The following is a 14,508-nucleotide window of genomic DNA, read 5'->3' as shown; positions in this document are numbered from 1 at the left end:
GTTGCAGAAAGGAAATAGGTGGCCGGATTTTACTCCGCCCGCAGCAGCATTATGCCGCCGCTACCGTGGCCGACTTTTGCACCGCCGCTCTCACATCCAAAGCCTGCGCATCGAACAGCGCCGTGGTGAGCGCGTCGAGCTTGTCGCGGTTCTCACTGATGATTTCGACCGCCCTCGCAAATGCCCTTTCCAATCCCGCATGGATGCGGGCTGCGAGATCGGGATTACCGTCGAGCACGGCGGTCGGGTCCTTGTCATCGCGGTAGAGCAGCGGCTGAATCGCACCGAAGCCGAGGGAACGCTCCATGGCGAGCGCCATCTTCGTTGCCCTGGCGAGACCGCTTTCGTCCGAACCAGCGGACCCGGCGGACACCTTGCCGACCACGATCTGCTGGGCGGCGCGCCCCGCCATGAGCATGGCAAGCATGTCCTTACGGTACCCCAGCGTATCAGCATTTGCCTAAACCCGCAATCTTCCAACCTATCGGTCCCACCAATTGTGGGTTGCTATGATCCGGGCCGACTTCATGGCCTGAGTAAAGTCGTAGGAGCTACGGCGGTTAAGAAATTCCTACATTAAGCAACCTGTGATGAAATAAACAGCAGAGAGATCAGAAATTAAACTTGATAAATTTCAAAAGGTTAAGCGTGCAAATCCGCGCCTCTCACGTTCTGGCGCATTCTCCACATCAACTGTCGCGATATGAAATCTTGGGTTGAATGGAATTTGGAAGCCGATACGGGGTCCCGTTACAACGTCGATTGACAAGAATAGCTGGCCAAAGTCCAGCCACCACCAGGAGGCACGGCCATTTTCCGGTCCTGTCAGTCCGAATTGTGCGATTGCTTCAAACTTTGCCCATAAACCTCAGGAACCCTTCGACAGGTCTCCCGGCCTGCCGAAAAAAGAGGTCCTGTCGCTATCGGCCGGACTCCGCCCGAGGCGTCTCGCAGAAGAAACAGCACGTCTAGGCCAAGGTGCTGGGCAAGCTCGGTCCCGGACGTCGGACCGAGAACCGTCAACGCGGTCGCCCAGGCATCGGCTTCAGCGCAGGTTCGCGCGACGACCGTGACCGAAGCGGGCGACGACAGTAGCGGCGCACCGCGGCGCGGATTCATGGTGTGCGAGAGACGGCGACCGTTCACGACAGTCCAATGCCGGTAATCGCCAGAGGTGGCGACCGCAGCCTCCTGCAAGGCGAGGACGGAGTGCGGCGCTCGACGGGCCGCGTCGGGACCTTCTACGGCAATGTTCCACGGTTCACCATCGGGGCGCAGACCGAGCGCCCTCATCTCGCCGTCAATTCCCACGAGGCCGGAAGTTATGCCGAAGCGCCCGAGGATCGCGACCAGCCGGTCGACGCCATATCCCTTGGCAATGCCGTTGAGGTCGATCGTGATCGGCGCGCGCTTGCGCACCGCCGCGCGAACAGGATCGAGCTCGAGCGCCACATGGGCGGGTTGGCGCGATGTCGCGAGTGCCTTCCGGATCAGGGCCCGGTCGGCCGCTTGCGGGCCAAAACCCCAGGCAACGACCGCATCGCCCACGCCGATATCGAAAGCTCCGCCCGACGCACGGCCGATTTCGAGCGCAAGATGCAGAACGTCTGCCAGACGCGCCGGCACATCGATCCAGTCGCCGACGGGACCGGCGTTCAACCTCATCAGAGCGCTGTCGGGCTTCCAGGTGGACATCTGCGCGTCCACCTCGTCCATTTCCGCCTGAAGAGCGTGCCGAACCGCCTCCGGATCGAACCCTGCCTCCGTGTAGAACAGCGCGGACCAGCGCGTTCCCATGGTCGGTCCGTTGAGCGCGTGCCTCATCGGATCAGTAGACGTCTTCGACATAGCGTCCCTCCGCCTTGAGCAGGGCCGGCGTCAACCCTACCGGCGCGAGAATCTCGGCAAGCGCCGCCGAAACGCCGACGGCCATATCCCGCCCACCACAGACCATGATGCGCGCGCCGCCGCGGATCATGGCCGCGATCTGGGCGGCTTCCTCAAGAAGAGCGTGCTGGACATAGCGCGGCATCCGCCCGCGCGAGCAGGCCCCGACGAGCCGGTGAAGGCGCCCTTCGCGATGCCAGCGCGTCAGTTCGTCCTTGTAGAGGAAATCACTGGCAGGATGACGCATTCCGAAGAACAGGTGGATCGGACGGCGACGCGCATTGGCGCGCACGAAGCCCGCCAGCGGCCCTATCCCTGTTCCAGCTCCGATCAGGATCAGCGGTATCCTGCTCCTGCCGGCATGGAAGCCGGGATTGGTTCGGATGAATGCGCGAACGGCACATCCTGGCTCCAGATTGAAGAGCTGCCCGGAACAGAGCCCCGCCGGATGCTTCTTCACGACGATCTCGATGAAGCCATCGCGCCGTCCCGAAGCCAGCGAGTAGAACCGGGGAACGGACGAGCCCTCGGGCAGCACGCCGAGAAGATCGCCTGCCGAAAACCGGCCGAAGCCACGCCCGGCCAACCGATGCCAGAACGGGACTTTGGGCAGCGCGAACTGCAGGATCACTGTCGGAGCTTGCACCTCCGCGCCGTATTCGCGCCGCGAAACGAGGGTCAGTGGGGAGGCCGCCGGCAAGGCTGGCCGATGGACAAGCTCCAGCCCGATCCCCATCGCCTCACCCAGCGATCGTCCCCAACGGGCAAAATCCTGCGGCGACTGCCGGTCGACGGTTTCGTATGGGATGAGCGTGCTCCCCCCTCGCGCCTCGGCGGCCCTCGCAACGACCTGGGCAAAGGCGCAGTAGGCCGGGAAGCTGCGGTCACCGAAGCCGAGCACGGCGATCGGAATGGTTGGCTCTACCGGCAGGGTTTGCAGGCGATCGAGAAACCCCCGCGCCGAAGCGGGCGCATCGCCATCGCCATAGGTTGCCGCAAGGATGACAATGCGCCGGGCATGCCGGTAGCGCTCAGGATCGAATGACGACATCGGCGCGGTGTGAACCGCCTGCCCGAGCTTCGTCAGCGCGGCGTGCAGTGTCGCAGCGAAGCTCCATGTGCTGCCGCTCTCACTGCCGACAAGCAGGATCGTTTCCGCACGTCCAGCCGTTACATTGCCGTGAATCCGTGGCCGCCCGCGCCGCCCCGCCAGCCACAGGATGAGGCCGGTGCCCGCCATTGCCGGCACGCCGAGCGCCATCATGCCGAGCACGAGGCCCAAGGCGGCCGCGCCGTGGCCGGTATGCAGCATATAGATGGTCTCCGAGAGACGCTGCCATCGGGTCAGGTCGCTCCAGGCCAGCAGCACGCCGGTGCCCTGATCCAGATAGCCCGTGCCGCGATCGGTCTTGAGCGTGAAGACATCCGTCGCATCGGCCGGATCGGGAAACGCCAGGCTGCGCAGTTCGGTGACCGGTGTCCGTTTCAGCAGGTCGATATGCGATGCGGCCATGCCGGTCCGGCCGCTCGCCTCAATGTGGGCGACGGGAGATATGGCGACGTCGGGAAGGAGATCGAATATCGACGCCGTCATCCACAATGCGGTGGCCGAGGACAAGACGAGGCCTGCGACGGCGACGCGCGCGATCTCGACATGCAATCTTCCGGCGAGCGGCCCGCGTATCGGCGCGAACCATCGCCGCCAGCCGCCAGCCCTGCGGGCAACGAGCATGGTGCCGGACACAGCCAGGACCAGCATGGCGGCAGCGCCCATTGCCGCTGCGATACGCCCGCCGTCACCGAGAAAGAGCGACCGGTGCAGACCGGTAAGCCACTGCTCGACGGCATTCGGATCGCTGGAGGCGACACCCAGCCCTGTTGCGGGATCGATGATGGCGGCCTGAGGCGCCCCATCCTCGAACCAGTAGGCGGTGATCTTGCCGGAGGGCGCGCGACGTATCTGTTCTATTTGAGGGTGGATGGCGAGGATACGTCCGGCCAGCGTCCCGACGGAAAGCCCTGCCTCGGCCTGCGGGGCGGACAACCGTTCGGCGGCGGGAAACAGCGAGAGTGCTGCACCGCTAAGGCTCAAGACCAGTAGAAAAAGAGCGGCCAGAAGGCCTGGCCAGCGATGGATGGCACGGATCATGTCGTCCACCGCCTAGAAGGAGTAGGCAACGGTCGAAACGTAGCGTCGACCGCGAACAGACGCCTTTGCGCCCGCAGTGGTCAGGGGAACGGCGACCTCGTTGGGGCTGTCACGCATGTCCTCCACGGCTGCGTCGACATGCAGCGTGTAACCTGCGTCGAAAAGCGCATCGGCAAGGTCGAGCGAGATCTCCAGCGTGCGCCCCGCACCGACGCTGGCGCCGGTAATGCCGTCGATGCCAGCGCGGCCGCCAGTGGCGTGATACCAGCCCGATAGATGCTCGTAATATTTGGACTTGCCGCCAGCGACCCAGAGCGTGCCGGCATATTTGCCCTGGGGATCGGTGACATAGAGCGCGAGATAGGCGCCGTCGCCGCCATAGTTGGTCAGCGTTGTGGTCAATGTCACCGGCCGGGCCATGGCGAGGCCGGGGAACGTGAGGGCGGTTGTCATGGCGAGAGCTGCGAGAAGCGATTTCATGTCGGCTTGCCTTTTGCGAGGAAACGGTGTCCGGGTCGTCGCAGAGCGCCGACCCGTCCTCGTCACTGTGGCGAAGCCGCCTGAGAGCTGCCTGACGGTCATCGGGATTTTCCGTCAGCACTTCGTCAGGAAACATCGGACACGGTCAGGTCCGCAGCAGATGCAGGAGCGGCCGGCCTGTCGGCAGGCCAGCCGCGAAAACTCCGGGGACTGAACAAGACGGCAGCCAGCCACGCTCCGCTCAGGCGCGTGGCTGGCTGCCGCTGCGTTAGCGCGGAGACATCCGCTGCAACGTCCCGTCGCGCAGGACGTACTGGTGCCAGACCGCCATCGCGGCATGCAGTCCGGCAAGGTAGAGGATGATCGTGCCGGCATTCTCATGAATGTCCGCGATCAGGCCCGGTGCGCCCTGCACCCGCTCGGTGATCGCCGGAAGCTGGAAGCCGAAGAAAGAAACGGGAACACCGAGGCGCGACGCCGCGTACCAACCGCTCAACGGCAGGGCAATGAGGAACAGATACAACAGCACATGTCCGGCTTTGACGGCAAGGGCGAGACGGCCATTGGACTGCGGCGCGTCCGGGGTTCCGCCCGCAAGGCGCAGGATCAAGCGCGGAAGCACCAGGACGAGCACGGCCAACCCGAACGAGAAATGCAGCAAGGGCGGGTTTTCGGCCATATGACGGCCTCCCGTCGAGGTCAGCCAGGCCCCGAGGATCAGCAGGGCTGTCAGCCAGTGGATGACGATCATGCTTCTGGAATAACGGGCCGGATCATGAGGCATGGCGGGATCTCCTTGCGACGGTCGCAGCGCTTGAGCGATAGCGAGATGGGATTGCTACTTGATGGTGGTCTTGGGCCGCACGGTCGTCCCGAGCAGGGTGTTGGAGGATGTTCCGCCTACGGTGTCGTTCTGCGAGGCTGGCGGCCGCTGACGCCTCGATCCGTGACGGTCGTCATCGCGATCCCTGTGCCGGAACTTGACGATTTCGAGGGTTTCCGGATCGACCTTGGCCTTGAAAGCCAGGCCATTCCGGTCGGTTCCCCGGATTTCGTAACAGCCGTCATCGATCTTGATCCTGGCAACGGTCCAGCCTTGACTGGCGGCCATTGTTTCGACCGCTTCCCGCGGCTTCCATCGATCCATCGAGACATGGCAATCGTCGTCGTCAGCCTTGGCGATACCGAGACCGGAAAACGCCAGAACGAGGATCGCGGCCAGCAAATGTTTCATCGTTTCATTGTTCCTGATCAACGCGCTTTCGGGGGGAACCATGGCACGCTCTCCTGACGAACGCCTGAAGCAGCGATGGGGCGGTCTTCAGCAAACCGACAGCATCGGACGCTAGGCAGGAGGATGGCGAGACGGGTGACCCTGGGATGAGAGTTCTACTGATCGAAGACGATGCTATCCTCGGAAAGGCCGTGCGCGAGCAGGTTGCCGCCCTCCACTCGGTGGACTGGGTGACACGGCTCGATGCGGCGCGCGAACATCTCCAAAGCGCGGCATACGATCTCATCCTGCTCGATCTGATGCTCCCGGACGGATTGGGCATCGCCTTTCTCAAAAAGCTTCGAGCCGAGGGCAGCGTGACGCCGGTCATCATCCTGACGGCGCTCGACCAGATCTCCGACCGCATCGCGGGCCTCGATGCCGGCGCCGACGACTACATGATCAAGCCGTTCGATCTGTCGGAACTCTCCTCGCGGCTGAATGCGGTGGCGCGGCGATACAGCGGCAACCCGAATCCTCTCATCGAGATCGGCGACCTGCGCATCGATCTCGCCGCCCGGACCGTGATGCACGGCGCGCGCCCTGTTGAGCTTACCGGTCGCGAATGGGCGCTGTTCGAAGCATTTCTGCAGCGGCCCGGCATCGCGATGACCAAGGCGCAGCTCGAAGATCGGCTCTATGCATTCGGCGCAGAGGTCGAGAGCAATACGATCGAGGTTCACGTCAGCAGACTGCGCAAGAAGCTCGGCCACGGCGCGATCGATACGGTGCGGGGCATCGGGTATCGTCTTGGCACGGCAAGATGAAGCGGCCCAGGAGCCTGCAATGGCGGCTCTCGCTATGGCTGGGGCTAGGGCTAACGGTGTTATGGGCACTTGCCGCGGTCGTGACCGCGCAGATGCTGCGCCACGAAATGGACGAGGTGTTCGACAGCGCCCTCGAAGAGACGGCGCAACGCATCCTGCCGCTTGCGGCGATCGAGATCATCGGCCGCGATGCCGACGACACCGAACAGCGCGTTGCCACGCTCCGCCAGCACGACGAGTATTTCACCTATGTCGTGCGCGATGCCGCGGGCAAGGTTCTGCTGCGATCGCACAGCGCCGATCTCGCGGCATTCCCGCCGTTTTCCGGAATGGGCTTTGCCACGACGCCGACGCACCGCCTCTACTCCGACGCGACCCTCCAGCAGAATCTGACCATCACCATCGCGGAGCCCCTGTCGCATCGCCGGATGACCGCCGGGCGACTGTTGCTCGGGCTGAGCCTGCCGCTGGCCGTCATTGTCCCGCTCGGCTTGATCGGCATCTGGGTCATTGTCCGGCTGTCCATGACCCCGGTTCGGACCTTCCGCTCGCAGATCGAGGCGCGCGGCGGCGGTGACTTGACACCCATCGACGCGGAGGACCTGCCCTCGGAGATCGGCCCCGTCGCCAAAGCGGTCAACCACCTCCTGGACCGATTGACGCGTACCTTGCAGGCCGAGCGCAGCCTGGCGGCCAAATCGGCCCATGAGCTGCGGACACCGGTGGCTGCTGCACTGGCGCAGGCGCAGCGCATGATCGCGCAAGCGCCGGACGACGCCACGCGCGAGCGCGCCGAGGATATGCAGACCGCCTTGCGGCGCCTTTCCCGCCTCACCGAGAAACTCATGCAACTGGCGAGAGCCGAGGGCGGACGCCTTCTCGCCGAGGCGCCGGTCGAGATCGGCGCCATCCTGCGGATGGTTGTGAGCGAATTCGACGGGCAGGCCGAGACTGCAGGGCGCATCGACCTGACACTGCCAGACGCGCCGGTATTCGCAAGCATCGACGCCGACGCCTTCGCCATCCTGGCCCGGAACCTGATCGAAAACGCCCTCAAGCATGGCGTGCGGGACGAACCGGTCGCCGTCACCTTGTCGGCAGACGGCTGTCTGCGCGTCACGAACGCCGGCCCGGTCGTGCCTTCCGCAGTGCTTGCGCGGCTGAGCGAGCCCTTCGAGCGCGGTCAGGCTCTGGTGCGGGGGGCCGGCCTGGGGCTCGCCATCGCCCGGACCATTGCTGCCGGAACAAATGGACGGATAGAACTCCAATCTCCCGCAAGCGGCAGGATTGACGGGTTTGAGGCAAGGTTCTTCATAGACAAATGATCATCGACATCGACGCCAGATGCTGAAAGGCAACTCGGGAGACCATGGACACTGACGCCCTGCTCAGCCGCCTTGCGGTATCGCTTTCGATCGGTCTGCTGATCGGCCTGGAGCGTGGATGGCGTACCCGCAACGAGGAAGACCATCTGCGCGCGGCAGGTCTACGAACGTTCGCGCTGACCGGTCTCACCGGCGGCATTACCGGCGCCCTGGCCCGGCAGTTCGACTCTGGCCTCGTGATCGGTCTTGTTTTCCTCGGGTTCACCGCGGCATTCGCCTCCTACCACTGGCTCGAAGCGCGGGCCGAGCGAAATTACAGCGCGACATCCGTCGTCGCCGGCATAGCCACGTTCCTGCTGGGAACGCTTGCCGTCGTCGGCGACCTTGCAGCCGCCATCGCCGGGGCTGTTGCCACGGCTGTGCTGCTTGCCCTGCGCGAGCCGTTGCATCGTTGGGTCGCGTCGCTGAGCTGGAATGAGATCCGGTCGGGCCTGACGCTTCTGGCAATGACCTTTCTCATGCTGCCGATCCTGCCGAACAGGCCGGTCGATCCCTGGGGCACCGTCAATCCATATGAGATCTGGTTGCTGACCATCCTGATCGCCGCGGTCTCCTTCGCCGGCTACGTCGCCGTCCGCGTGTTCGGGGACCGGCTTGGCGTCCTGATGACGGCGATCGCGGGCGGGCTCGCCTCTTCGACAGCGACGACCTTGACGCTGGCAAGGCTTGCCCGCCGGCACCCCGAGTCCAGCACGCTGCTTTCCTGTGGCGTGCTTCTTTCCGGCTTGACCATGATCATCCGCGTTGCAGTCGTGGCGACGGCCTTGAACCCAAGCTTGCTTCCGCATCTCAAATGGCCATTGCTCATCGGCGGTGGCGTGCTCGCCATCGGCGCCGGGCTCCTGCTGCTACAAAGTCGCGGCTCCTCCGAACAGCCGGAACTTACGATCACCAACCCGCTGGAATTGGCGCCTGCCCTGAAAATGGGGACACTCATCACCGTGGTCATGGTGGTGTCGCATCTGCTTCAGCAGTCGTTCGGGAATGCGGGCGTTCTGGTGACCGCCGCCGCTTCGGGCATCGCCGATGTGGATGCGATTTCGATCTCCATGGCCCGCCTGGCGTCGCATTCGATCGAGCCCGGTCTTGCGGCAGATGCGATCCTGATCGCCGTGGCCATGAATACACTTGTCAAAGCCGTGATGGCGGCATGGGTCGGAGGCTCAAGGATCGGCGGGCCCGTCAGCGCCCTTAGCGTGCTCGGCCTTGCGGCCGGCATGGCAGCGTCTCTGTATCTTGGCCGTTCGTGAATTGAGGGGGAGATTGCGGCCGGGCATGCGGCCACACTCGGGCCTTGATGGGTCGGTCTGGTCGGCTGTAAGCGATGGTTTCGGGGAGAGTGGTGTCGCTGATCTCCCCGAAATCGGGTAATGCAAGCGGGGCAGCAAAACGCGGCCTCGCAGTCCCCTCACGCGTTGCGGAGCAATGCTACGATCTTGTCTTTTAACATCAGCCGCTGGCGGCGCAGATCGGCCTCGGCTGCTTCGGAAATGGCGTCGAGACGTGTCTCGGACCGATGAATCTTGTCGTTCACCGCGTCATATTCCGTCAAAACATGCGCAAACTCCGGGCTTTTCGCCTTCAGGGCATGAATGGCGTCCATCTGGTCTGGGAATTCGTCGCCAAGAGTGTGAGGTGTATTCGACAAGGTTCTTTCTCCTTTTCTGCAATTTCGCCCCGGCGTCAGGGCTTTTCGAGGCGCGCGACCTGATAGGTGACAAACGCGCCTTCCCGCCCGACCGAGATGTATTCGCCAAGACGGAAGCACTCCTCGCCCAGGCGGAAACCGATCTCGTCGTCCCGATCACCCGGCTCGTAATCGAAATACCACTGCCCGCCGGGCTTGCGCCGCAACAGCCCGATGCGGGCCGTCTTACCGTCCCGAAAATATCGGACGCGACAGGCGTCGCGAGATTTCTTCCATTCCAGCGGATCAAGGAATCCTTCGTGGTTGAGCGGAACCAGAAGATCATAGCCTTCTTCCCGATCTCCCTCCGGATGGTCTTTGCCGCGAGCGAGAACCAACCGCACGTGGTGGAAACTTGAGGGTAGTTCTTGTGCCTTGACCACGATCCGATCCTTCATTTCCCCCCCTGATACACCATTGGCAAAGGAACGTTCTTGATCTGGCGCAAGTGAGACGAGGCATGTGTTATCCGATGCCGGCGACTATCCGGAACGGTCGAGATGGGCCTGCGTCAGGATGACCGCGCCGATCGCCGCAGGCTGAACCGGAAGCTTCTCCCAGTTAAGCTCGCGCAGGTTCTTGAGCCCCTGGAACAGCCCGCAGTCGATAAGGATGCGGTGGCGCGCCGAGCGATGTCAAAGTCAGCATCGGTGTCCCTTTGCGGTTTTTAGGACAGGGAAGGTCCGGCTGCCGCCCAATCAGCACTGGGTCCAATCATGGTGTGGTGGGCGAGGTCGCCCGCGATCCGGACGTGCTGCCCGTTTGATCCTGGAACTCATATTGACGAGAATGGTGGAGATAGCCGTCGGTGGCGCGGATTCGGTCCGACAGGAGGCGTAGGCCATTCAGCACGACCAGAACGGTGCCGCCTTCGTGTCCGATCACCGCGAGCGGAAGCGGCAGGTCGAAGAACAGGCCGCCGGTCACAAGTACCAGCATGGCGCCGATCGCGAGGACGAGATTCTGTCGGATGATGACGGCCGTCCGCCGTGCAAGCCGGTGCGCATCGGCCAGCTTCTTCATGTCTTCCGACAGCAGGGCGACGTCGGCGGCCTGCAGTGCGACGTCCGACCCCGCCGCGCCCATGGCGATGCCGACGTCGGCGCGAGCCAATGCGGCGGCATCGTTGACGCCATCGCCGACGAAAGCGACCTTGCCATCACGCGCGAGGTCGCCGACCTGGAGCACCTTGTCCTGCGGCAGCATCTCGGCATGAACCTCGCCGGGCGCAAGGCCAAGTTCCGTACCGATGCGCAAGGCCACCGGCCTGCGGTCGCCGGTCATCATCACGATGCGGTTGACGCCACCGGCGCGAAGCGCGGCCAGCGCCGGGGCTGAGCTGGCTCTTGCTTCGTCCGCAACACTGACCGCCCCCAGAACGGTCGCACCGCGCCCAAGATAGACCACGGTCTGAGAACTGTCGGCGAGTTCACGGAACGCCGGATCATCGACGGAGGCGCCCATGTCCTCGACGAGGTGAGCGTTGCCGGCCCATATCGGGCCGAAGGAATCGTAGCCGACGATGCCGGCGCTCGGATGCGACGTAACGTCCACGACCGCCACCGGCTCAACGCCATGAACCAGGGCCTCACGACGGATGGCGGCAGCGATGTGATGCTCGGAATGCGCTTCCAGCCCGGCAAGGAGCGAAAGGAAACGGCGATCCTCACCATCCAGGGCGACAATGCGCGTGACCTCTGCACGTCCATTGGTCAGGGTCCCGGTCTTGTCGAACGCGAAGGTATCGACAGCGGCGAGCGTTTCGAGCGCACCGCCCCCCTTGAACAGCACGCCGCCTCGCGCCGCGGCGGAGAGCGCCGACAGGATCGCTGCCGGGACTGAGATGACGATCGCGCAGGGACTGGCGGCGACCAGGAGTGTCGCGGCCTTGTAGAGGGCCTGTTCCCAGTCGCGGCCAAGCCAATAGAAGACCGCAAGGGCCAGAGCGGAGCCCAGCAGGACACCGACCGTATAACGCTGGCCGAACCACGCGCTGAAGCGCTCGGACGGCGCCTTCGCTTCCTGCGCCTCAGTGACGAGCTGGATCATGCGCGCGATCGTGCTGTCGCCGACCGTCCTGGTGACGGTCACGTCAAGGACCCCGTCAAGATTGACGGTCGCCTCGAAAACCTGCTCGCCCGGTTCCTTGGAGACCGGCATCGACTCACCGGTGATATTGGCTTCGTCGATTCCGCCACGGCCATGCAGGATCACACCGTCGGTCGGCACGCGTGCGCCCGGACGCAGCACCACCACATCGCCGACGGCAAGCTCCGCAGCAGGAACCTCCACCGTGGTCCCGTCCTCTCCTTTGCGGAAAGCCGTCTCCGGCCGGAGCGCCATGAGCGCCTCAACAGCCCTGCGCGCGCGTCCCAATGCCTGGTGCTCAAGCGTGGTCGACACGCTGAACAACGTCAGCAACACCGCGCCTTCGAACGGCGCCCCGACGATCGCCGCCGCCACGGCCGCGACGACCATCAGAAGATCGATGTCGAGGATATGATCGCGCCACAACGCCGTCAGGGCGCTCCAGGTGGCGGGAAGCCCTCCGGCCAAATAGACCATCGCCAGACCGGGAGATCTTAGAATGGAAAGGCCTTCCGCCGGCGGCCAGGTCCCGGCGACGGCCAGCATCATCCCGAGGACCGCAACTGCCGACATGACGGTCTGGAAATCGAGCGACAGACGTTTCATCGTCACACCGCCCGGCCGATCACGGAGCCGATCAATGCGGTCGAGGCCATCGCGACAGCGCCCCAGAACACCACCCGGATAGTCGGTTTCCAGATGCTGGCGCCGCCCGCCCGTGCCCCGATTGCGCCGAGGATGGCAAGACCGATGAGGCAAGCAAGGGACACGGTCCATGCAGCCGTTCCGGCCGGCGCAAGCAGGGCGACGATCAACGGCAAAGCCGCACCCGCCGCAAACGTGACCGCCGAGGTCAGCGCAGCTTGAACCGGTCTTGCCATCACATGGCTCGCCAATCCGAGTTCATCCCGCGCATGGGCTTCGAAGGCATCCTTCGCCATCATCTGTTCGGCGACCTGCCGGGCCAGCTCTGGGGCCACGCCGCGCTGCTCGTAGATTGCCGCGAGTTCGGCCAACTCGGCCTCCGGCTGCGTCGCCAGCTCGTGCCGTTCCCGCGCCATGTCGGCTTCCTCGGTATCGGCCTGCGAACTGACCGACACATATTCGCCCGCCGCCATCGACATCGCCCCGGCCACCAGACCGGCAACACCGGCAACAAGGATCTCATGCGAGGCGTTGGTCGCCGCAGCGACACCGACGATCAGGCTCGACGTCGAGATCAACCCGTCATTGGCACCCAGTACAGCCGCCCGAAGCCAGCCTATCCGTTCAATGAGATGATTTTCCTTGTGAAGGGCGCGCATGAATGGTGCTCCGAGCAGTGATTGTGTGTGCAGCGGGATGATGCTGCGTCGACGCAACCTCATTCCGTGATGGAAGGAAAACGCAGAAAAATGTTCAGTTTAGAATTATTCTAAATAAAGGACTAATTCAAGATACAACCGGCCTTTGGAACCTCACTCGCCAACCACACGGTCTACGGCCATTGGGCGATCACCGGATCCCGGCAGGTCTGCGATCAAGACCAAGATCGCTCGCCCGCCGGACGACCCGGTGTCACCCACAGATAGACAGCTTCGAGGCTAAGCCTACTCGCAAGGCAACCATCGCTAGTCCAATTCCGTCTCCGGCGACGTACCGATGGTACTGCCATCGCCGAAGCGCTTGACGCTGCCATCGACGACCTCGAGCGTTGCGGGATCGATCTTCACCTTGAGGACGTTCCCGCTGGTGTCAGTGACCCGAAGTTCGTAGCAGCCATCGTCGATCTTCATCTTGTCGATGGTCCATCCGAAGTCGCCCGCAAGCTTCCCGAGAGCTTCGAAGGATTGCCTCTTCTGAGGCGGAACGTCGCACGCCTCTCCAGCAAACGCAGCCGTTGCCGGAAGCACCGCGAGCAATGCAAGCACTGCCAATGTCTTTCTCATGATTTCTTCTCCTGGGCTGTGTTGTCGATGGAGGAATGAATAGCCCCTAGATTTGTAGACACCTTCTTCCCTAAATTTGAGGCAGGAGGCCTACATGGGCAAAGCCAATTTCACTGAAGAGTTCAAGCGCGACGCGGTGCGTCAGATCACCGAGCGGGGCTATCCGGTAGCGGAGGTCTCTCAGCGGCTGGGGGTCAGCCAGCATTCGCTCTACGAGTGGAAGAAGAAGTTCGGCACGTCGAACGGCAAAGCCAGCGACGAGGCCGACGAGGTCAGGCGGCTGAAGAAGGAACTGGCTCGCGTCACCGAGGAGCGCGACATCCTAAAAAAAGCGACCGCGTACTTCGCCAGGGATGCAAAGTGAAGTACGCGTTCATATCCCTGCATCGCCTGCGGTTCTCGGTGCGGACGATGTGTCGGCTTCTCCATGTTCACCCGAGCGGGTTCTACGCCTGGCTGAAGAACCCGTTGAGCAAACGGGCCAGCGAGGACAAACGACAGACCGATCTCCTGCTTCAGGCTTGGGAAGAGAGCGGCAAGGTCTATGGCTATCGCAAGCTTCATGACGATCTGCTCGATCAGGGAGAGATGTGCAGCCCGAACCGCGTCGCACGTCTGACCCGCCTTGCGGGGATCAAAGCGCAGATCGGTTACAAGCGCCGTCCCGGCATCTACGGCGGCAGGCCATCCATTGTCATCGACAACACTCTGGACCGTCAATTCGACGTTGCTGCTCCGGACAAGGCATGGGTCACCGACATCACCTACAGTGCGCCTCGTCCCGGATAGACCGGGGTGCATATGACTGGAATGCATTGAGAAAGGAGGTTTTGAAGAATGCCTGCTCCCTGCTGTGAGGGGGCA

General features: G+C 63.4%; 14 protein-coding genes and 1 pseudogene. 4 read left to right on the top strand and 11 right to left on the bottom strand.

All coding sequences use genetic code 11. The annotated features are described in order from the left end of the window. Positions 1-49: 49 nt before the first annotated feature. The 6 genes from EV665_RS30975 to EV665_RS30950 all read right to left on the bottom strand — a co-directional run bounded on the left by EV665_RS30975 (position 50) and on the right by EV665_RS30950 (position 5,792). On the bottom strand, positions 50-427 hold the full coding sequence (locus EV665_RS30975; RefSeq protein ID WP_133037115.1) for a M41 family metallopeptidase: 378 nt from the start codon (positions 425-427) through the stop codon (positions 50-52). Between the two features lie 398 nt (positions 428-825). Further along, the gene (locus EV665_RS30970) at positions 826-1,848 is read right to left on the bottom strand and encodes an FAD:protein FMN transferase (protein ID WP_133037114.1); all 1,023 of its coding nucleotides are present in this window, start codon (positions 1,846-1,848) and stop codon (positions 826-828) included. Continuing rightward, positions 1,829-4,036, bottom strand: coding sequence for a PepSY domain-containing protein (locus EV665_RS30965; protein ID WP_133037113.1), 2,208 nt, complete (start codon positions 4,034-4,036; stop codon positions 1,829-1,831). Before EV665_RS30965 ends, EV665_RS30970 begins: the two co-directional genes overlap by 20 nt. 12 nt (positions 4,037-4,048) lie before the next feature. Next, on the bottom strand, positions 4,049-4,516 hold the full coding sequence (locus EV665_RS30960; RefSeq protein ID WP_133037112.1) for a DUF2271 domain-containing protein: 468 nt from the start codon (positions 4,514-4,516) through the stop codon (positions 4,049-4,051). A 268-nt stretch (positions 4,517-4,784) separates the two neighbouring features. Further along, positions 4,785-5,300: a cytochrome b gene (locus EV665_RS30955; protein WP_023513013.1), complete on the bottom strand. Its 516-nt coding sequence runs from the start codon at positions 5,298-5,300 to the stop codon at positions 4,785-4,787. Between the two features lie 54 nt (positions 5,301-5,354). Further along, positions 5,355-5,792 (bottom strand): PepSY domain-containing protein, encoded by a 438-nt coding sequence (locus EV665_RS30950; protein ID WP_245507893.1) that lies wholly within the window; start codon positions 5,790-5,792, stop codon positions 5,355-5,357. Positions 5,793-5,896: 104 nt separating this feature from the next. Between EV665_RS30950 and EV665_RS30945 the strand changes: the two genes are divergently transcribed. From EV665_RS30945 to EV665_RS30935, 3 genes are read left to right on the top strand one after another with little or no spacing between them, the layout of a single operon-like run. After that, on the top strand, positions 5,897-6,556 hold the full coding sequence (locus tag EV665_RS30945; protein WP_024271189.1) for a response regulator transcription factor: 660 nt from the start codon (positions 5,897-5,899) through the stop codon (positions 6,554-6,556). Then, positions 6,553-7,881 carry an ATP-binding protein gene (locus tag EV665_RS30940; protein WP_035219798.1) on the top strand — a complete coding sequence of 443 codons (1,329 nt, stop codon included), beginning with the start codon at positions 6,553-6,555 and terminating at the stop codon, positions 7,879-7,881. Before EV665_RS30945 ends, EV665_RS30940 begins: the two co-directional genes overlap by 4 nt. 44 nt (positions 7,882-7,925) lie before the next feature. Then, complete coding sequence (locus EV665_RS30935; protein ID WP_023513017.1) at positions 7,926-9,191, top strand: MgtC/SapB family protein; 1,266 nt, start codon at positions 7,926-7,928, stop codon at positions 9,189-9,191. 158 nt (positions 9,192-9,349) lie between these two features. On the opposite strand, the gene EV665_RS30930 is transcribed toward EV665_RS30935, so the two are convergent. The 5 genes from EV665_RS30930 to EV665_RS30910 form a co-directional block, all read right to left on the bottom strand. Beyond that, a complete protein-coding gene (locus EV665_RS30930) occupies positions 9,350-9,589 on the bottom strand; it encodes an HP1242/YdcH family protein (RefSeq protein WP_133037111.1) in 240 nt (79 codons plus the stop codon). Between the two features lie 35 nt (positions 9,590-9,624). Further along, positions 9,625-10,026 carry a hypothetical protein gene (locus tag EV665_RS30925; RefSeq protein WP_133037110.1) on the bottom strand — a complete coding sequence of 134 codons (402 nt, stop codon included), beginning with the start codon at positions 10,024-10,026 and terminating at the stop codon, positions 9,625-9,627. Positions 10,027-10,342: 316 nt separating this feature from the next. Further along, positions 10,343-12,322: a heavy metal translocating P-type ATPase gene (locus EV665_RS30920; protein WP_133037109.1), complete on the bottom strand. Its 1,980-nt coding sequence runs from the start codon at positions 12,320-12,322 to the stop codon at positions 10,343-10,345. Positions 12,323-12,324: 2 nt separating this feature from the next. Then, a complete protein-coding gene (locus EV665_RS30915) occupies positions 12,325-13,020 on the bottom strand; it encodes a VIT1/CCC1 transporter family protein (RefSeq protein WP_023513021.1) in 696 nt (231 codons plus the stop codon). A 306-nt stretch (positions 13,021-13,326) separates the two neighbouring features. Next, entirely contained in the window at positions 13,327-13,644 is a 318-nt protein-coding gene (locus EV665_RS30910; RefSeq protein ID WP_023513022.1) for a PepSY domain-containing protein, read from the bottom strand. Between the two features lie 94 nt (positions 13,645-13,738). Here EV665_RS30910 and EV665_RS30905 point away from each other — a divergent pair. Continuing rightward, a pseudogene (locus EV665_RS30905) lies at positions 13,739-14,430 on the top strand (IS3 family transposase); the annotation flags it as partial. Positions 14,431-14,508 lie beyond the last annotated feature (78 nt).

The sequence above is a fragment of the Shinella granuli genome (assembly GCF_004341885.1).
Lineage (GTDB): Bacteria > Pseudomonadota > Alphaproteobacteria > Rhizobiales > Rhizobiaceae > Shinella > Shinella granuli.
This window is presented reverse-complemented; position numbering and strand designations above follow the sequence as displayed.